This is a genomic window from Nocardioidaceae bacterium SCSIO 66511 (assembly GCA_023100825.1).
Classification (GTDB): Bacteria; Actinomycetota; Actinomycetes; order Propionibacteriales; family Nocardioidaceae; genus Solicola.
This window is the reverse complement of record CP095846.1, coordinates 674,050-693,477: the sequence shown is the minus strand read 5'-3', so window position 1 is coordinate 693,477 and position 19,428 is coordinate 674,050. Positions and strand designations below refer to the sequence as shown.

The window sequence follows — 19,428 nt, the reverse complement described above, 5'->3', positions numbered from 1 at the left end:
CGACGTACGCGGTCATGCGTGTACCGAGGTGCGCGCCGACGCGGATAGAGTGGAAGTGACCTGCACCACCCCCGCAGGCACCTACCCCGACTCAAGGAAGGTTCACTACCGTGACCGACCGGCCAGTATCCGCCGTATTCTCCCGTGGCACCGACCACGAGCAAGTCGTCTTCTGTCACGACAAGCACTCAGGTCTCAAGGCGATCATCGCCATCTACTCCACCGCACTCGGGCCGTCGCTCGGCGGTACCCGCTTCTATCCGTACGCAAGCGAAGATGACGCGATCGAGGACGTCCTCAACCTCTCGCAGGGCATGGCCTACAAGGCCGCACTTGCCGGGCTCGATCTCGGCGGCGGCAAGGCTGTCATCATCGGTGACCCTAAGGCCGACAAGTCCGAGGCACTGTTACGCGCGTACGGACGCTTCGTCCAGTCGCTGAACGGCCGCTACTACACCGCCTGCGACGTCGGCACGTACTCAGCCGACATGGACGTGATCGCGCGGGAGTGTTCGTACGTCACCGGCCGTACGGTCGAGCACGGCGGCGCGGGCGACTCGTCGGTGCTGACTGCGTTCGGTGTCTACCAGGGAATGCGCGCATCGGCGCAGCACCGCTGGGGCTCGCCGTCGCTCGAGGGCCGCACGGTCGGCGTCGCCGGCGTCGGCAAGGTCGGCCATCACCTCGTCAGCCACCTCGCCGATGAGGGCGCCAAGATCGTCGTCACCGATGTCAACGCCGACGCTGTGGCCAGGGTCGTGAGCGACCACCCGGCTACGACGACCGCTGCCGACACGAACGCGCTCGTGCGAATGGACCTGGACGTGTACGCCCCATGCGCGCTCGGCGGTGCGCTCGACGACGCGACCACCGACGTGCTCAAGGCCCAGATCGTATGCGGCGCGGCGAACAATCAGCTCGCGCACCCGGGCATCGAGAAGGTCCTCGACGAACGCGGCATCACGTACGCGCCCGACTATTGCGTCAACTCGGGCGGGGTCATCCAGGTCGCCGATGAGCTCGAAGGGTTCTCGTTCGATCGCGCGAAGTCGCGGGCCGCGAAGATCTACGACACGACGCTCGACGTACTCCGCCGGGCCGACTCCGACAACGTACCCCCGTCGATCGCCGCCGACTCGCTGGCCGAGCAGCGGATGCGCGACGTCGGTCGACTCCGCTCGGTCTGGCTGCCCTAACCGGCAACCCCCACCCCGCTGAGCCGCACGTTTCAGCCCCGATTCTCGCGGAAATGAGGCCGAAACGTGCGGCCCAGCGGGGGGGGTTAGCCGATCGAGTACCGACCCGACTCGCCGCTCTCATCCTTTTGGTCGCGCTCGCGCTCCGCTCGTCCCTCGCTACGCGACTCGCCGCTCCAGGTCCAGGCGTACGCGCCGTCATCCGACTCCACCCCCGCCTCACCGAGATCCAGCGGGCGGAACGTGTCGACCATGACGGCCAGCTCGTCGAAGTACTCCGCACCGAGCGAACCCTCGATCGCGCTGGGCTGCGGGCCGTGTGCGTACCCGCCCGGGTGCAGCGAGATCGACCCGACGTTGATGCCGGTGCCCTTACGCGCCTCGTAGTCGCCGGCGACGTAGAACATCACCTCGTCGGAGTCGACGTTGGAGTGGTAGTACGGCACCGGAATGGCGAGCGGGTGGTAGTCGACCTTGCGCGGGCAGAAGTTGCACACCACGAAGTTGTAGCCCTCGAACACCTGGTGCACGGGCGGCGGCTGATGCACCTTCCCGGTGATCGGCATGAAGTCCTCGACGTTGAACGTGTACGGGTAGAGACAGCCGTCCCAGCCGACCACGTCGAACGGATGTGTCGCGTAGACCAGCCTGCTCCCGCCGATGCCACCGGGCATCCCCGAAACCCGGTGCTTAACCAGGACCTCGACGTCGGTGCCGTCGACGACGAGCGGCTCCGACGGACCGTGCAGATCACGTTCGCAGTACGGGGCGTGCTCGAGGAACTGCCCGTACCGCGACAGGTACCGCTTCGGCGGCGCGATGTGACTGTTGCCCTCGATCGCGTACGCGCGCAGCGGCCCGGCGGAGTCGTCGGGAACCCAGCGGTGGGTGGTGGCCCGCGGCACGATCACGTAGTCACCCTCGCGCACAGGCAGCGCCCCGAAGACCGTCTCGACCGTCGCCGCGCCCTTCTCCACGTACACGCACTCATCGCCGACCGCATTGCGGTAGTACGGCGACGCGGATCCGGCCATGACGTAGTTGATGCGTACGTCGCCGTTGCCGAGCACCAGCCGGCGACCGGTGACCGGGTCGTTGGCCTTCCAGTCATTCGAGTCGGTATCGAAGAGCGTGTGCAGCTTCAGATGCCGCGCCTTCAGCGGATGGTTGCTCTGCAACGACTGGTCCGGCAGGTCCCACACGGTCGAATCGACGAGCGCCGACGGCACGCCCGTGTGGTAGAGCAGCGACGAGTCGGACGAGAAGCCCTCCTCGCCCATCAGCTCCTCGCGGTAGAGGTTGCCCTCGTCGTCGCGCAACTGGGTGTGCCTCTTATCGGGTACGCGCCCGACCCGCTGGTAATGCGCCACAAGTCGCTCCGTGTTCGTTTTTCGGACGGATAGTCCGTTTTTCGGTCTTACGTTATGCTGCACCCGATGCCAACGAACGTGCAAGGGCTCTGGCGCAACCTCATCGACGACGCCGCGATGTTCCCGCCCGGCAATGCCCCACTCCCGCAAGCCATCACCTCCCACCACGACCACCTCGGTTCCTCGTACGCACCGCTGGTCGGCCCGCTGCTGTGCAGCGACCGATTCCTGCGCGAGCTGGGCGATGCGGTCACCGATCGCATCGAGGTCGGCGTGGTGGTCAGCGGCGGAGCCGGCGCAATCGGCCCGGCGATCGCGCACGCGACCAGCAACGAGCACGTCGATGTGGTCGCGGTCGAGATCGCATTGCGCGACGAAGACGACCTCGCCCGCAACGCCGAGCGGATCGTACGAATGCTCGACCTCGAGCTACCCGAGGCAGCGACCGCGGCGATCGAGGTCCCGCGTACGTACGACCGCGAGCCCACCGGATCGTGGTGGGAGGCACTCGACACGATCGCCGCCGACGAGCACCGGCTCAAGCTGCGTACCGGGGGCGAGTACGCCGACTCCCACCCCTCCGAGCACGAGCTGGCCCGCTTCATCGACGCCGCACTCGACCGCGAATGCGCATTCAAGCTCACCGCCGGGCTCCACCACGCCGTCCGCAACACCGACGCCGAGCACGGGTACGAGCAGCACGGCTTCTGCAACGTGCTCCTCGCGACCCGGGCGCTGTTCGACGGCGCGAGCACCGACGACGCCGCGCAGATCCTCGCGCGACGCGACTCCACCGCGATCGCGTCGGAGCTGCTGAGCTGGGACGACGCAGCGGCGGAGTCGACCAGACGCTGGTTCACCTCATTCGGCAGCTGCAGCATCGACGAGCCGGTCACCGATCTCAGCGAACTCGGGCTGATCGAATGACGTGGGTTCCGGGCGCCGCCGGCGGCCTGTACGACGTCGACAACCTCCCGTACGGCGTGGTGTCGCACGGCGATGCGAAGCCACGCGTCGCGGTGCGCATCGGCGACTACGCGCTCGATGTCGCTCCCATTGCGGCGCTCGGGCTCGGCCCCGACCTCGGCGAGGTCTGGCAGGCGCCGACCCTCAACCCGTTCCTCGCACTGGGCCGCGACGCATGGCACACCGCACGCGCCTGGCTCGTCGAGCTGCTCAGCGACGACGCCCACCGAGCCACAGTCGAGCCACATCTGCACCCGCTCGCCGACGTTCGTACCCACCTGCCGATCGAGATCGGCGACTACATCGACTTCTACGCCTCGATCGACCACGCCACGAACCTCGGGCGGATCCTGCGGCCGGACTCCCCGCCGTTGCTGCCGAACTGGCGCCACCTGCCGGTCGGCTACCACGGGCGGTCCGGCACCGTCGTCGAGTCCGGTACGCCCGTCGTACGACCGCTCGGTCAGCGCAAGGCGTCGACCGACGACACTCCGACGTTCGGCCCGTCGGGGCGGCTCGACATCGAGGCCGAGCTCGGGTTCGTCATCGGTACGCCGAGCGCGCACGGCGATCGCGTCACCACCGAGGAGTTCGCCGACCACGTGTTCGGCGTGTTCTTGCTCAACGACTGGTCGGCACGTGACATCCAGGGCTGGGAGGGCCAGCCGCTCGGGCCACATCTGGCCAAGTCGTTCGCGACCAGCATCGCGGCGTGGATCACCCCGCTGCAGGCTCTGGAGTCCGCCCGGGTCGAGCTGCCCGGCCAGGATCCCGAGCCGCTCGCCTACCTGCGTACGGGCGAGCGCGCCGGATATGACATCGACCTCGCCGTCGACTGGAACGGCACGACCGTCTCACGGCCGCCGTACTCCGCGATGTACTGGTCGCCGGCGCAGATGCTCGCGCATCTGACGGTCAACGGCGCGTCCGTACGGACCGGCGATATCTTCGCGTCCGGCACGATCAGCGGATCGGCGTCGGATCAGGTCGGCTCGTTCGTCGAGCTGTCCCACGCCGGCACCCGCCCGGTCGCACTCGCCGACGGCACAACGCGCACGTTCCTCGAGGACGGCGACGAGGTCGCCATCACCGCAACGGCACCGTCGAACTCCGGCGGGCGCATTGGCCTGGCGGAAGTACGTGGAACCGTGACCACGGCACGCGAGAGCTGAGCTCCCGGCGTTATCGGCGAGACGAGTCCTCGCCGTACTCGGCGAGGTCATCATCGGTCGAATCGTCGTGAGAACCCGACGAATGCGAACGATCCTCGCCATGAAGTTCACGCTGCAACTGATCGAAATCCGTTTCGATCGTGCGGTACTTCAGGTCCCGAGCGACCTTCGTCTGCTTTGCCTTCGCACGGCCGCGCCCCATTGGGTCGACCCCCTCGCACACAGTCTCGTAAGTCGATATGTCGTACGACAACCGTACCTGTTGTATCCCAGAAACCGCACATCACCCCCGCCCGCGACGGGGTGAGCCATGCCTCACCGATAATCGGACACCAGGCCGACCGAGCCGCCTCCACCCTCGGTGACCGTGCCGCACTGCCAGGAGTCGATCCCGTGCTGACTCAGCGTCGCCAGAACTCGCTCAGCGGCGTCCGCAGCACACACCGCGACCATGCCGACACCCATGTTGAGTGTCGCCTCCAGATCGTCCCGGGTCACCTCGCCGACCGAACCGATCAGATCGAAGATCGGCGCCGGACTCCACGTCGAACGGTCGACGCGTACGGAGACCGAATCGGGTACGACGCGGGCGAGGTTCGCGGCCAGCCCGCCGCCGGTGATATGCGACATCGCGTGCACACCGGCCGTATCGGCCAGTGCCAGACAGGCCCGCGCATAGAGCCGGGTGGGTACGAGGAGCTCCTCGCCGAGCGTGCGGCCGAGCTCGTCGACGTGGCGTTCGAGCTCCCAGCCCGCCTGGTCGAAGAACACATGGCGGGCGAGTGAGTAGCCGTTGGAGTGCAGACCCGACGACGCCATGGCGATCACGGCATCGCCCGGGCGTACGAGGTGGGCGCCGAGCACCTTCTCGGCCTCAACGACGCCGGTGGTCGAGCCGGCGACGTCGTACTCCTCGGGGCTGAGGAGGCCCGGATGCTCGGCGGTCTCGCCACCGAGCAGCGCACAGCCCGCCTCGATGCACGCCTCGGCGATGCCCTTCACGATCGCCGCGATGCGCTCGGGCACGACCGTGCCGCAGGCGATGTAGTCGGTCAAGAACAGCGGCTCCGCACCGCTGACGACCAGGTCGTCGACCAGCATGCCGACGAGATCGAAACCGATCGTGTCGTGCACATCCATCCGCTGGGCGATCACGACCTTCGTACCGACACCGTCGGCAGAGGCGGCCAGCAACGGGCGGTCGTAGTTCTTGAACGACGAGGCGTCGAACAGGCCGGCAAAGCCGCCGATGCCACCGACAACCTCGGGGCGCCGGGCGTTCTCGACCCAGTCCCGCATCAGCGAGACGGCCCGGTCGCCCGCTTCGATGGAGACTCCGCTGTCGGCATACGTCGTGCGCGAGCTGTCCGTCACGATGAAATGGCCTCCGCAGGCATCTCGAGCAGGTTCTTACCGAGGTGGGCGGCGTCGGGGAGCTCGACGGGGTAGACGCCGTCGAAGCAGGCGCGACACAGCCGGTCATTGGGTACGCCGGTCGCCTCGACGAGCCGGTCAAGGGCGATGTACGCCAGGGTGTCGGCGTCGATCGACTCCGCGATCTCGTCGACCGCGGCGCCGTTGGCGATCAGCTCGGAGCGGCTCGCGAAGTCGATGCCATAGAAGCAGGGCCATTTGACCGGCGGGCTCGAGATGCGTACGTGCACCTCCGCTGCCCCGGCCTCACGGAGCATCCGTACGAGCGCGCGCTGGGTGTTGCCACGCACGATCGAGTCGTCGACGACGACGAGACGTTTGCCTGCGATCACCGAGGTGAGGGGGTTCAGCTTGAGCCGGATGCCGAGCTGACGGAGCGTCTGACTCGGCTGGATGAACGTACGCCCGACGTAGGAGTTCTTGACCAACCCGTGTGCGAACGGGATGCCGCTCTCTTCGGCGTACCCGATCGCCGCCGGCGTGCCCGACTCCGGCACCGGGATGACCAGGTCGGCCTCGACGGGCAGCTCGTGGGCGAGGCGTCGGCCGGTCTCGGCGCGCACTTCGTACAGGCGGGTGTCGGACAGCAGCGTGTCGGGCCGGGCGAGATAGACGAACTCGAAAAGACAGCCCTTTGGCTCGGCCTCGGCGAAGCGGCGGCTGCGTACGCCGTCCTCGTCGATCGCGACGAACTCCCCCGGCTCGATCTCGCGGATGTACGACGCGCCGATGATGTCGAGGGCCGCGGTCTCGCTCGCGACGACCCAGCCACGCTCCAGCCGGCCGAGTACGAGCGGTCGGATGCCCTGCGGGTCGCGCGCGGCGTACACGGTCGTCTGGTCCATGAAGACCAGCGAGAACGCGCCCCGCAACCGCGGCAGGACATCCATCGCGGCGTCCTCGATCGTGCGGTCGGGAAAAGACGAGAGGAGCGCGGAGACGACGCCGGTGTCGGAGGTCATCACGTCATGCAGCCGGCCGAACGCGTCGAGCTGGCCGGACTGGCTCGCCCACTCCTTGGCGAGCTGGGCCAGCTCATGGGTGTTGGTGAGGTTGCCGTTGTGCCCGATCGCGAGAGATCCGGTCGAGGTCGGACGGAACGTCGGCTGCGCGTTCTGCCAGACGCTCGCACCCGTGGTGGAGTACCGACAGTGACCGATGGCGAGGTGGCCGGAAAGCGAGTTCAGCGTCGGCTCGTCGAAGACCTGGGAGACGAGGCCCATGTCCTTGTAGACCAGGATCTGCTCACCGTTGCTGACCGCGATGCCTGCCGACTCCTGGCCACGGTGCTGCAGCGCGTACAGCCCGAAGTACGAAAGCTTGGCGACTTCTTCGCCGGGAGCCCATACGCCGAAGATTCCACAGGCGTCTTGGGGACCGAGATCGTTGGGGTCGAGGTCATGCGTGAGTCGACCGTCTCCGCGTGGCACGTGCCAAGTGTAGGCGACTCAGAGGCCTTGCGATGACCCACGGTGGGTCGGGTCGATCACTGTCCGCCGTCGGGCGTCTGGCCCTGCGTCGTACCGTCGGTCTGGCCTTGTGTCGTGCCGTCGGTCTGCCCCTGAGCCCCACCGTCCGTCTGCCCCTCGCCGGTGCCGTCGTCCGTGCCTTGGGTCGAGCCTTCGGTGGACCCGTCGGTCGCCTCACCGGTGGAGTCCTCGGTGGGGCTCAGCGTGGGTTCATCGGTCGGTTCGTCGGTCGGTTCGTCGGTGGGTTCGTCAGTTGGTTCGTCCGTCGGTTCGTCGGTGGGCTCGTCGGTGCCATCGGTGATGGTGGAATCATCCGTCGGCTCATTCGTGTTGGAGTCGCCCGTGTCGCCGTCGTCGGTCTGTCCGCCGTCGTCGGTCTGCCCGCCACCATCGTCGGTATTGCCCTGGTCGTCGGTCTGACCGGACGTCGGCGTGTCACTCGGATCGTCGTCGCTCGAGTCACCGGACGGCATCGCCTGGACGAGCACTGCGCCGATGATGATGATCGCCACGACCGCCAGCACCGCGATCAGCACCGTACGTCCACGGCGACGGCCATCGTCATCACGATGCGCGACCGGCGTTTCGGCAGTCGGGTCGGCGGCGGGTGCTGCCGCTGCCATCGGCGTAGTGAGCGCGCGGGTCTGGTCTGCCGGCGGGGCCGCGACGGCCTGCGTCGCCGCGGGGACCGGAGCGACGCCGAGGGCACTTGGCGTACGCCCGGCTGCGAGATCGCGGAGTGCGGAGGCCGCCGTACGCGCGTCCGGACGCTGCGACGCCTCGCGCGCGGTCATCGCCTGGAGTACGCGGATCCAGTCCGGGCCGACGTTCGTCGGCATATCGGGGTCTCGGTGCAGTCGCGCAGACATCGTCTCGGTCTGCGTACCGGGGAAGACGCTTTCGCCGGTGAGGCACTCGATCAGCACGAGCCCCAACGCGTAGATGTCGGTGGGCCGATCGACGCGCTGGCCGAGGACCTGCTCGGGCGATAGGTAGCGAACCGTGCCGACGAGGCTGCCGGCTGCGGTGATACGAGTGGAGTCGACCAGCAAGGAGATGCCGAAGTCGGTGAGCTTCACGGTGTGTGCGTCGTCGGAGACCAGCATCACGTTCGACGGCTTGATATCGCGATGCACGATCCCGGCGTCATGCACTGCCGCGAGCGCCTCGCACAGCTGCGCCCCGATCTCGGCGACCGCCGCCGGCCGAAGCGTGCCGCGCTTGAGCGCATCGGACAGCGTCATGCCCTCGACGAGCTCCATCACGATGAACGGTGGCGTCGCGTTCGGTTGCACGTCGTACACGGCGACCAGACCGGAATGGTTCAGCTTGGCACCGATCTGTGCCTCGGAGAACTGCCGCTGCAGAGCGTCCGGAGTCGCCGAAGCGCCGGAGATCACCTTGACCGCGACGTGCCGAGTGAGCAACTCGTCCTCGGCCCGGTAGACGACCGCCATACCGCCGCGTCCGAGGACGTTGCCCAAGCGATAGCGCTCGCCCAGACGGGTGCCCTCCGGCAGATCAGAGGCCGTGTCCATCCCTGTTCCCTTCGTGATGTCTCATGCGTATGCATCTATGGTTCCACGCGTGTCGCACGCGCCAACGAGGCGCGTCGATGGTGCTAGGTCCACGTCATTCGTAGATGCTGCGCCATCGAATCGCGGGCCGGCCGTACTTAGCGTCGACTGCATGACGATCCTACGAACCTGTACCGCTTTCGGAGCCGCCCTCGCGGTCGGTTTGAGTGCCGCACCCGCCACCGCAGACGACTCTACTGGGCGGCCCGCGATCCGGGCAGGAGCCGACGATCGCGGCCGGCTCGTTTCGGCCGAGAAGGTCCGAGAACTGTCCAAAAAGCAGGTGAATCGCTACCTCCACAAGGCTGGCTGGGACGCATCTCACACCCGGCATGGCGTCGATACGTACCGAGTCGTCTACCGCACCGTCGCCGTCGACGGTGAGCCGACGATCGCCAGCGGGCTCGTCGCGCTTCCCGACAGCGCCAAGCGTCGACTACGCGTCGTGTCGTACGCACATGGGACGACGAGCTATCGGCACGACGTAGCATCGCGATTCTCCGATGACTTCCTCACCTCGCCCGGGCTCACGTACGCATCGGCCGGGTTTGCCGCGGCGCTCCCCGACTACCTCGGGCTCGGTGCGAGTCCGGGCACGCATCCCTGGATGCACGTGCCATCAGAGACCTCGGCGTCAGTCGACCTGCTTCGTGCGGCACGCATGCTTGCTCGTCGGCAAGGACGCGAGCTGAAGCGCGGGGCGTACGTCACAGGCTTCTCGCAAGGCGCTTCGGCCGCTCTCGGTACGGCGCGGCGGTTGCAACGAGCCGATCACCGGTGGTTTCGGCCGGCCGCAACCGCACCGATCAGCGGCGCGTACGACCTGGCAGGGGCGGAGATCCCGGCGATGCTGCAAGGGCGACTCGAACCCAAGATGAGCGTGGCGTACGCGGCGTACTTCCTGGTGGCTTGGAATCGGCTGCACGGTCTGTACGACGATCCGACCGACGTCTTCAAACGCCCGTATGCCGGTCGAGTGGAGCGAGTCTTCGACGGTTCGACTCCGGGCGCGCAGATGCTGGCGAAGCTACCCGGCGACCTCGACCGGCTTCTCACCGATCGCGGGCGCGCGCTTCTCGAGCACCCGCCGCGCCGGCTGCGCAAGGCGCTTCGGGTCGCCGACAGCGTGTGCAAGAACTGGCGCCCCGCCACACCGACTCGCTTGTACGCAGCACGACAGGACGAGCAAGCCGCGACCGCCAATACGTGGAGCTGTCGCAAGTCGTTTCGTACGACGGGCGCCCGGATCCCGGTCCGGCTCCCCGGCCGCCCCACGTACGGCGGCTCCAGGCACCTCGGCACGAACGTCGCCGGCACTGCCGCGGTGACCCGGTGGTTCCTGCGCCTGGACGGCGCGCGCAAGTAGTCACCTCGCACCCATTGCGTGACTAGGTGATGCGTGTCACAGTCGGCCCACCCGATGTGTGAGCACCAGGGAGCCACCATGCCGGACGCCGCCGTCTACCTCACCGACCGCGTCGAGCACTGGGCGCAGGCGAAACCGGACGACCCGGCCTTGACGTACGGCGAACGCACCTGGACGTGGTCGCAGCTCGCCGACCGAGTCGGGCGAGTCTCAGCGGGTCTGGTCGCCGCGGGCGTACGCCACGGAGACCGGGTCGCGTTTCTCGACAAGAACCACCCGGCATGCGTCGAGGTGACCTTAGGGGCATCGGCAATCGGCGCAGCGCACGCGATCATCAACTGGCGGCTCGCCGGCGACGAGCTCGACTACACGATCAACGACTCGGGCGCCCGCGTGCTGTTCGTCGGCTCGGAGCTGATGCCCGCCGTCGACCCGATCCGAGACCGGCTGACATCGGTCGAGCGCGTCATCGAGGTCGCGCCCGACGGCGGCGACGAGTACGAGCAGTGGCTGGCCGACCAGGATCCGATCGGCCGTCTCGACTCCGTGCAGCCCGATGACGTATGCCTCGTGATGTACAGCTCGGGTACGACCGGCCACCCGAAGGGCGTGATGCTGACGCATCGGAACCTGATGACGCATACGCGCAACGCCCATGAGGGTTGGGAGTTCGAAGTCGGCGACGTCTGCCTGGTCGCGATGCCGCTGTTCCATGTGGGCGGCACTTCGTACGTGATGTTCGGGCTGCACGACGGGGTTCACTCGATCATGACCCGCGATCCGGAGCCGGCTGCCCTGGCGGCGGCGATCATGGGCGGCGCCAACCACGCGTTCCTCGTACCGGCCGTCGCGGCCAGCATCCTGGCGGCCGGCGAAGATGCGATCAAGCTGTTCTCGCGGCTGCGGCTCTTCACCTACGGCGCGTCGCCGATGCCGCCGCCGGTACTGCGTGCCGCACAGCAGGCGTGGCCGGATACGAAGTTCCTGCAGGTTTACGGGATGACCGAGATGGCCGGCGTCATCACGCATCTGCTTCCTGAGGCACACGAAGATCCGGAGCATCCAGAACGCATCCTGTCGGCGGGTACCGTCCTTCCGGGCGCCGAGCTCCGGGTGGTCGATCCGGCGACGCTGCAAGACGTTGCGCCGGGCCGGAGCGGGGAGCTGTGGTTCCGCTCGGACCAGTGCATGGCGGGCTTCCTGAACCAACCCGAGGCGACGGCGGACGTCATCGTGGACGGTTGGTTGCGCTCCGGTGACATCGGCCGGGTCGACGACGGCGGGTTCGTGTACATCGAGGACCGCCTCAAGGACATGATCATCACCGGCGGCGAGAACGTCTACTGTCCGGAGGTGGAGCGCGTACTCGCCGAACATCCGGCGGTCGCCGAGCTCGCTGTGATCGGCGTACCCGACGAGCGGTGGGGCGAGTCGGTCAAGGCGGTCGTGGCGTTCAAGCCCGGCTCGGTGATCGAACCCGATGAGCTCATCGCATACTCCCGGGAGCAGCTAGCGCACTACAAATGCCCGTCGTCGGTCGACGTGGTGGATGCACTACCGCGCAACCCGACCGGCAAGATCCTCAAACGCGAGCTGCGCAAGCTGTACTGGCCCGCCGCCGACGGCCAATGAGCCCGGACGTTCGGTTGGAACGCTCCGGCGCAGCCGGGTCTGGCGCGTACGCGGGTGCACGGTTTGGTGCGGGTTCCCGGGATTTTGTATCTATCACGCAGAGGTACAAACCTATTGGACCTATGCGTGATAGATACAAAACCGGAGGGCGCCTAAAACAGACCGCGTACGACTGACGACTCAGCCGTGCAGGAGTGACTACTCAGCGAGTTTGGCGAGCAGCAGCGCCTCCGCAACGCAGACCCGCTCGAACTCGGCCAGGTGCAGGCCCTCGTTGACCCCATGTGCGCGGGTGTCCGGGTCCTCGACACCGGTCACCAGGATCGCGGCGTCCGGGAACGCTTTCGCGAACTCCGCGATGAACGGGATCGACCCGCCCATGCCCATGTCGACCGGCTCCGTGCCGTCCCACGCCTCGCGGAACGCCGCACGTGCCGCGTCGTACGCGGGCCCGGTGGCGTCGATCTCGTACGCAGCGCCCTGTTCACCCGGCTCGATGTGCACCTGGGCACCCCACGGCGCATGGTCGCGCAGATGCTTCACGAGCGCGTCCATCGCCTGCTGCGGGTCGGTGCCGGGCGCGATTCGCATGCTGATCTTCGCGCGCGCAGACGGCAGGAGCGTGTTCGACGCACCTGTGGCCCGCGGCGCGTCGAGGCCGATCACGGCGATGGCCGGTTTCGCCCACAGCCGTTCGACGACGGACCCCGAGCCGAGCTGACGTACGCCGTCGAGCATCGCCGACTCGGCGCGCAGCCGGCCCTCCGGATACTCCAGATCGGCGGCGGTGCCGGTGTGCAGGCCGGCGACCGCGACGTTGCCCTCATCGTCATGCAGGGTTGAGAGAAGTCGGCACAGCGCGGTGAGCGCATCGGGCGCCACACCGCCCCAGAGTCCCGAGTGCACGGCGTGCCCGAGCGTACGTACCTCGACCTCGAGGTCGACCAGCCCGCGCAGTGAGGTCGTGAGGGCCGGCGTGCCGATGTCCCAGTTCGCGGAGTCCGCGATCACGATGACATCGGCGGCGAGCCGATCCCGGAAGCGGTTCAGGAACGGCACCAGGTTGGGCGATCCGGACTCCTCCTCGCCCTCGACGAAAACCGTCACCCCGACGGGCGGGTTGCCACCGTGTGCGCGGAAAGCCGCGAGGTGCGCGGCAATGCCCGCCTTGTCGTCAGCGGCCCCGCGCCCATACAGGCGGTCGCCCCGCTCGGTCGCCTCGAACGGCGGAGTCTCCCATAGCGCATGGTCGCCTTCGGGCTGTACGTCGTGGTGCGCGTACAACAGAACGGTTGGCGCGCCCGCCGGCGCCGGGTGGTGTGCGATCACCGCCGGTGCGCTCGCACCCTCCGCGACGATCTCGACCTCGGCGAACCCGGACTCCCGAAGCAGCCGGGCGACGGCCTCGGCGCTGCGGTGCACCTCGTCGTGGCGGTCGGGGTCGGCCCACACCGACTCGATTCGAACCAGATCCTCGAGATCGGAGCGTACGGACGGCAGGACATCGGCGACATTGGCGATGAGCGAGTCAGACATGTCCCGCAGCCTACGAGTCGCAGCTCTGCGCAGTGCCACCGTGGGTCGGAGTCATCTGGTCAGGCGAGCAGAGCGACGATCCCCAGCACGACAGGTACGGCCAAGATCGTCGTTACGAAGATCGAGTCGCGTGCCAACAGCTGCGAGCGTCCGTACCTGGTCGCATGCACGAAGATGTTCTGCGCAGTCGGCAACGCTGCCACGACCGTGACGGCAAGCAGGGCGCTGCCCTCGAGTCCGAGCAGTAGACCGGCGACGTAGGCACAAGCGGGCTGCACGATGAGCTTGAGCGCCGTCGCGACGGCCACCTGCTGGCGCGGCGCGCCGTTGCCCGGCCGCGGTCCGAGCCGGAGCGAGACGCCGTACGCGATCAGCATGCTCGGAACCGCCATTCCGGCGAGCATGTCGATCGGTTCACGAGCGAACGACGGCAGCTGCCATCCCGTCAACGCAACCGCGAGCCCGAGTATCACGGCGAGCGTCATCGGATTGCGAAGCGGAAGGGTCGCGAGTTGCAACCGCGTGAGCCGATGCCCATCTCTGTCGAGGTCGAGCACCATCAACGAGACCGGTGTGACCACGAGTTGCTGGAACAGCATCACGCTCGCAACGGCGGAGGCGTCCCCGAGTGCGTAGACCGCGATCGGGATGCCGAGGTTGCCCGCGTTGACGTACGCCGCCGACATCGTCGCAATGGCGATGTCACCCCTCGGCATGCGCCACACCGACTTCGCCACCACGATGCAGATGGCCGCCGTCACCGCGAAGCTGGCGGCTGCGACGAGCAGCCGGGTCGACAACACCTCGACCGCATCGACATCGGACATCAGGCCGAACAGCAGCGCAGGGGTCGCGACGAAGAAGACGAGCCTCGACAACATCAGTTGAGCGTCCGCGCCGACGATTCCCAGATGCGCGACAAGGACACCGACGGCGATCACGACGCCGATGACGCCGAAGCCTTCGAGCACACCACCCATCAGACGGGCAGGTACGCGGAGATGTCGGAGCGCTCGCCCGATGCCTGAACCTTGCCGGCGCCAACGGCCGCTGCCCAATCGGTCTCGCCGAGAGCCAGCGCTATCCAGGTCGGAGCGTCCATCTCGACGACCGCAGGTGGCGTGCCGCGGGTGTGGCGCGCGCCCGGAATGCACTGCACTGCCGCGTACGGAGGTACGCGTACCTCAACACTGTGGCCCGGAGCCTTCTCGTTGAGCAGCGCGAGCAGATGCTTCGTCGCTGCACGCAGGTCTGCACGGTCGGCATCTCCGGCGGAGATCCGCTCGCGGATTGCTGCGAACTGCTCAGCCGGCAGCGGCGTCAGGCGTACGGGCACCGAGCGATCCTACGACTCACCAGGTACGCGACGAAAACTTGACCTCAATCGCTGTTCAGGTTGTCTGATAGCGCCATGACGCCAGCACAGCTCATGAACGACGTCGCCCGACAGCGCGATCAGGAAGTCCGCCGCGGGCTCTCCAACGCGGCGCGGTCGTACGAGGTCGGACACGACGGAAACGCATGTCGCAGGTGCAGTCTGGCTAAACGCGTCCGACGGTTGGGCGGTGCCTGGCCGCTGCCGGTACGCACCTGGCTGAGCGGCCTCGGACGCCGAGCGTGCTTGGACTGCGCCGCAACCTGACGCGATGCCGTCGACTCCCGGGGATCTGTGACGTAACGGCGAACCTGCCCGACTCCGCGCCTCGCCGTTGCGTCTCAAGTCTCCGGGAGCACTGCACCCGAACGCCTCAGCCGAGAGCGTCCGGCAGGACTTCCGACCAGGCCGCCCGAATCTCGGGGATCGGCAGCTCGAACTGTCCCTCGACCACGATGGCGTCTCCGCCGACCACGCCGATGCGCTGTGCCCGTACGCCGTGGCGTTCGGCGACCTCGTCGAACACCTCGACGCGCTCGGGTGCGACGGCGACGAGCGCTCGGGCAGCCGACTCACTGAACAACGTCACGAACGGATCGGCGTCGGCCGGGAGCTCGATTCGGATTCCGACCCCGTTACGTACGCTCGCCTCGGCCAGCGCCACTGCGAGTCCACCGTCGGAGAGGTCATGGGTCGCCGAGACGTTACGCGACTTCGCGGCCTCGGCCAGGAACGACGCAAGTGCTCGCTCGCCGGCCAGGTCGACCCTCGGCGGCACTCCGCCCAGATGGTGATGGACGGCGTCCGCCCAGGCCGATCCGCCGAGCTCGTCTCGGGTCTCGCCGAGCAGGTAGAGCACGTGGTCGGCGAGCTTGAAGCCCTGGTCGGCTCGCAGCTTCACGTCGTCGATCACGCCCAGGACACCGACAACAGGAGTCGGGAGGATCGCAGTGTCACCCGTCTGGTTGTAGAACGAGACATTGCCACCCGTCACGGGGATGCCGAGCTCGGCGCAGGCATCCTTCAGACCCTGTGTCGCCCGCTCGAACTGCCACATGACATCGGGATCCTCCGGCGAGCCGAAGTTGAGGCAGTCGGTCACGGCGAGCGGCACGGCGCCGGTGACGGCGACATTGCGGTACGCCTCGCAGAGCGCCAACTGCGCACCGGCGTACGGGTCGAGCTTCGCGTACCGACCGTTGCAGTCGGTCGCGACCGCGACGCCGAGGTCGGTGTCCTCGTCGACTCGAATGACACCGGCGTCCTCGGGCTGCGCAAGCGCGGTATTGCCACGGACGTACCGGTCGTACTGGTCGGTGACCCATGACTTGTCGGCTTGGTTCGGTGAGCCGACGACGCGCAACATCGTCTCGCGCAACTCGGCACCGGTCGACGGCCTGGGCAGGTCGTCGGGTACGTCTGCCTGCAGGGCGTCTTGCCAGTCGGGCCGTGCGTACGGTCGCTCGTACACCGGCCCTTCATGCGCAACCGTGCGCGGTGGCACGTCGACGATCGTATCGCCGCGCCAGTCGACGATGAGCCGGTCGCCGTCGGTCACCTCACCGACGACGGTCGCCTCGACATCCCACTTCGCGCAGATCTCCAGGAAGCGCTCGACGTTCTCGGGCGTCGCGACGGCCATCATGCGCTCCTGTGATTCGCTCATCAGGATCTCCTCGGGGGAGAGCGACGAATCGCGTAGCGGCACCGTTTCTAGCGAAACGTGCATGCCACCGTCACCGGCGCTGGCGAGCTCCGACGTCGCACACGACAGCCCGGCCCCGCCGAGGTCTTGGATCCCCGCGACGACACCGGCCGCGAACAGCTCGAGCGTGCACTCGATCAGCAGCTTCTCCATGAACGGGTCGCCGACCTGCACGCTCGGCCGCTTGGACGGGCCTTCATCGGCAAACGTCTCCGAAGCGAGCACCGAGACTCCGCCGATGCCGTCGCCGCCCGTACGCGCGCCGTACAGGATCACCTTGTTGCCGACCCCGCTGGCATGGGCGAGGTGGAGGTCCTCGTGGCGGAGTACGCCGACGCACAGCGCGTTGACGAGAGGGTTGCCGACATAGGACTCGTCGAAGACAACCTCACCGCCGATGTTGGGCAGGCCGAGGCAGTTGCCGTACCCGCCGACGCCCGCGACGATTCCCGGCAGCACCCTGCGCGTGTCTTCGGCGTCCAAGGGGCCGAACCGCAGCGGATCCATCACCGCGACCGGTCGTGCACCCATCGCGAGGATGTCGCGCACGATCCCGCCGACACCGGTGGCGGCGCCCTGGTACGGCTCGACATAGCTCGGATGGTTGTGCGACTCGACCTTGAAGGTCACTGCATAGCCCTGCCCGACGTCGATCACGCCGGCGTTCTCGCCGATGCCCGCGAGCGTCTTGCCGCGCGGTGTCTCTTGGGGGAGGTCGGAGAACTTGCGCAGATGCACCTTGCTCGACTTGTACGAGCAGTGCTCGCTCCACATCACGGAGTACATCGCCAACTCGGAGCTCGTGGGGCGACGCCCCAGGATCTCGTGGATGCGGTCGTACTCGTCCCTCTTCAGGCCGAGCTCGGACCACGGCTGGGCGTCATCGGGCGTCTGCGTGGCGCGCTCGACGGTGTCGACCGTACGCGCGGGTGCGTCTGTCACACGGACAGGCTATCCATCGGGGTGCACCGGTGCCGGATGGGATAGGTACGCGACATACACATGCTAATGTATGTGTATGTCCGCAACGATGACGCGGCGCCTCCAGCTGCTGCTCGACCAGGAGCGGTACGAGTTGGTGGCTGCAGAGGCCAACCGGCAGCGTGTCTCGGTCGCAACGGTGATCCGCGACGCGATCGACGAGAAGCTCGAGCACCGACGGCGCGACAAGCGCGCCGCAGCCGCGCGGATCCTGGCGGCCGATCCCGCTCCCGTCCCACCTGGCGACGGGCTGATCGAGGAGATCCACCGACTGCGCGACGAGCGCCACGATGATCCTTCTTGACACGTCGGCGCTCGTCTATGCCGCCGGCGGCGACCATCCGTACAGACGACCGTGTCGCAAGATCGTTGACCTGATCGGCGATGGCACGCTGAGCGCGACGACGACGCCCGAGGTCATCCAGGAGTTCGCCCACGTACTCGCACGCCGTCGCCCGCGCGAGCAGGTGCTGCCCGTTGCCAGCGACTTCGCCGAGTTGCTGGCTCCGCTTCGCTGCTCCGACGAAGATCACCTCGCCGACGGGCTCGAGCTGTGGCGGCGGTACGAGACACTCGGTGCGTTCGACGCCGTACTCGCGGCCGTCGCACTCGACTCGAAGTACGCGACGCTCGTCTCGGCCGATCAGGCGTTCGCGCAGATCCCCGGCCTGCATCACGTACTCCCCGACGACAGCGGAATCGCCGATCTGATCGGTACCGGATAGCGACCTCTGCGGACTGGATCCACCGCCAAGTAGCTGGAACCGAACGGCCCCGACTAGTCTCCGCTGGTGGCCGTCGTACTAGCACTCGTATCGGCTCTGGCGTACGGGCTGTCGGATTTCCTGGGCGGCATCTTCTCGCGCCGGACCTCGCCTTGGCCGATCTCCGTCGTCGGCCAGGTCTCGTCGACGATCTGCGCGGCGGCGCTGGCGGTATTGGTCGGCGGTACCGTCGCACCGGCCGACTGGCTGTGGGGAGCGGCCGCCGGGCTCGGCGGCGGGGTCGGCACGGCGTTCCTCTACCGCGGATTCGCCGCGGGCCGGATGAGCGTCGTCGCACCCGTATCGGCGCTCGGCTCAGCGATCGTGCCGATCGTGGCCGGACTCGTCACGGGCGAACGCCCGACCGCACTCGCGTGGCTCGGCATCGCCTTCGCGCTGCCGGCGATCTATCTCATCTCTCGGGTGGACGGCCCGGCCGCTGCACCGAACGATCCCGACGAAGGTCCGAGCCCGCATGACCTGGGCATCGCCGACGGGGTACTCGCCGGGCTGGGATTCGGGTCGATGTTCGCTTTGCTGGGACAGGTCGGCAGCGCAGCCGAGCTCTATCCGCTCGCGCTCACCCAATTGACGTCTGTGTTCGCCGTGATCGCAGTCGCAGCCTGCCTCCGCCAGGACTGGGTGCCACGCGACCGGTACGCCTGGCGCGCCTTGACGATGGGTCCGCTCGGTGCCGCCGCGACCGGAGCATTCTTGTACGCGACGCACAGCGGCATGCTCACCATCGTGTCCGTCGTGGCCGCGCTATATCCTGCGCTCACCGTCGTACTCGCCACCGTCCTGCTCCGCGAGCACATCCACCGCGCACAAGGCATCGGGCTGGCACTCGCAGCGGTCGCGGTCTCGCTCGTCGCCGCGACGTGA

General features: G+C 67.7%; 17 protein-coding genes. 8 read left to right on the top strand and 9 right to left on the bottom strand.

Translation table 11 applies throughout. The features are described 5' to 3' along the window. Nucleotides 1-110: 110 nt before the first annotated feature. Nucleotides 111-1,196 carry an NAD(P)-binding domain-containing protein gene (locus MU582_03240; GenBank protein UPK75671.1) on the top strand — a complete coding sequence of 362 codons (1,086 nt, stop codon included), beginning with the start codon at nucleotides 111-113 and terminating at the stop codon, nucleotides 1,194-1,196. An 86-nt stretch (nucleotides 1,197-1,282) separates the two neighbouring features. On the opposite strand, the gene MU582_03235 is transcribed toward MU582_03240, so the two are convergent. Further along, the gene (locus tag MU582_03235) at nucleotides 1,283-2,566 is read right to left on the bottom strand and encodes a homogentisate 1,2-dioxygenase (GenBank protein ID UPK75670.1); all 1,284 of its coding nucleotides are present in this window, start codon (nucleotides 2,564-2,566) and stop codon (nucleotides 1,283-1,285) included. Nucleotides 2,567-2,632: 66 nt separating this feature from the next. Here MU582_03235 and MU582_03230 point away from each other — a divergent pair, with 66 nt between their 5' ends. Then, nucleotides 2,633-3,493, top strand: a complete 861-nt coding sequence (locus MU582_03230) for a hypothetical protein (protein ID UPK75669.1) — start codon at nucleotides 2,633-2,635, stop codon at nucleotides 3,491-3,493. Continuing rightward, nucleotides 3,490-4,704 carry a fumarylacetoacetase gene (gene fahA / locus MU582_03225; protein UPK75668.1) on the top strand — a complete coding sequence of 405 codons (1,215 nt, stop codon included), beginning with the start codon at nucleotides 3,490-3,492 and terminating at the stop codon, nucleotides 4,702-4,704. Before MU582_03230 ends, fahA begins: the two co-directional genes overlap by 4 nt. Before the next feature lie 10 nt (nucleotides 4,705-4,714). On the opposite strand, the gene MU582_03220 is transcribed toward fahA, so the two are convergent. The 4 genes from MU582_03220 to MU582_03205 form a co-directional block, all read right to left on the bottom strand. After that, entirely contained in the window at nucleotides 4,715-4,906 is a 192-nt protein-coding gene (locus tag MU582_03220; GenBank protein UPK75667.1) for a DUF3073 domain-containing protein, read from the bottom strand. Between the two features lie 113 nt (nucleotides 4,907-5,019). Further along, complete coding sequence (gene purM / locus MU582_03215) at nucleotides 5,020-6,078, bottom strand: phosphoribosylformylglycinamidine cyclo-ligase (GenBank protein ID UPK75666.1); 1,059 nt, start codon at nucleotides 6,076-6,078, stop codon at nucleotides 5,020-5,022. Continuing rightward, entirely contained in the window at nucleotides 6,075-7,568 is a 1,494-nt protein-coding gene (gene purF, locus MU582_03210) for an amidophosphoribosyltransferase (protein ID UPK75665.1), read from the bottom strand. Before purF ends, purM begins: the two co-directional genes overlap by 4 nt. 56 nt (nucleotides 7,569-7,624) lie before the next feature. Then, nucleotides 7,625-9,145, bottom strand: coding sequence for a protein kinase (locus MU582_03205; GenBank protein UPK75664.1), 1,521 nt, complete (start codon nucleotides 9,143-9,145; stop codon nucleotides 7,625-7,627). 151 nt (nucleotides 9,146-9,296) lie between these two features. Between MU582_03205 and MU582_03200 the strand changes: the two genes are divergently transcribed. Together MU582_03200 and MU582_03195 are read left to right on the top strand one after the other, a co-directional pair. After that, nucleotides 9,297-10,550 (top strand): hypothetical protein, encoded by a 1,254-nt coding sequence (locus MU582_03200; protein UPK75663.1) that lies wholly within the window; start codon nucleotides 9,297-9,299, stop codon nucleotides 10,548-10,550. A gap of 78 nt (nucleotides 10,551-10,628) precedes the next feature. Next, on the top strand, nucleotides 10,629-12,182 hold the full coding sequence (locus tag MU582_03195) for a long-chain-fatty-acid--CoA ligase (protein UPK75662.1): 1,554 nt from the start codon (nucleotides 10,629-10,631) through the stop codon (nucleotides 12,180-12,182). Nucleotides 12,183-12,380: 198 nt separating this feature from the next. Here the strand turns inward: MU582_03195 and MU582_03190 are convergent, their stop codons facing one another. The 4 genes from MU582_03190 to purL form a co-directional block, all read right to left on the bottom strand. Next, entirely contained in the window at nucleotides 12,381-13,718 is a 1,338-nt protein-coding gene (locus MU582_03190; GenBank protein UPK75661.1) for a dipeptidase, read from the bottom strand. 59 nt (nucleotides 13,719-13,777) lie between these two features. Continuing rightward, on the bottom strand, nucleotides 13,778-14,698 hold the full coding sequence (locus tag MU582_03185; protein UPK75660.1) for an AEC family transporter: 921 nt from the start codon (nucleotides 14,696-14,698) through the stop codon (nucleotides 13,778-13,780). Further along, nucleotides 14,698-15,054: a sterol carrier family protein gene (locus MU582_03180; protein ID UPK75659.1), complete on the bottom strand. Its 357-nt coding sequence runs from the start codon at nucleotides 15,052-15,054 to the stop codon at nucleotides 14,698-14,700. The genes MU582_03185 and MU582_03180 overlap by 1 nt, the downstream gene beginning before the upstream one ends. Nucleotides 15,055-15,466: 412 nt before the next feature. Further along, complete coding sequence (gene purL / locus MU582_03175; GenBank protein UPK75658.1) at nucleotides 15,467-17,740, bottom strand: phosphoribosylformylglycinamidine synthase subunit PurL; 2,274 nt, start codon at nucleotides 17,738-17,740, stop codon at nucleotides 15,467-15,469. Nucleotides 17,741-17,816: 76 nt separating this feature from the next. Between purL and MU582_03170 the strand changes: the two genes are divergently transcribed. From MU582_03170 to MU582_03160, 3 genes are all read left to right on the top strand, one after another. Then, nucleotides 17,817-18,083 (top strand): hypothetical protein, encoded by a 267-nt coding sequence (locus MU582_03170; protein ID UPK75657.1) that lies wholly within the window; start codon nucleotides 17,817-17,819, stop codon nucleotides 18,081-18,083. Continuing rightward, on the top strand, nucleotides 18,070-18,504 hold the full coding sequence (locus tag MU582_03165) for a type II toxin-antitoxin system VapC family toxin (GenBank protein UPK75656.1): 435 nt from the start codon (nucleotides 18,070-18,072) through the stop codon (nucleotides 18,502-18,504). The genes MU582_03170 and MU582_03165 overlap by 14 nt, the downstream gene beginning before the upstream one ends. 66 nt (nucleotides 18,505-18,570) lie before the next feature. Next, on the top strand, nucleotides 18,571-19,428 hold the full coding sequence (locus MU582_03160) for a DMT family transporter (GenBank protein ID UPK75655.1): 858 nt from the start codon (nucleotides 18,571-18,573) through the stop codon (nucleotides 19,426-19,428).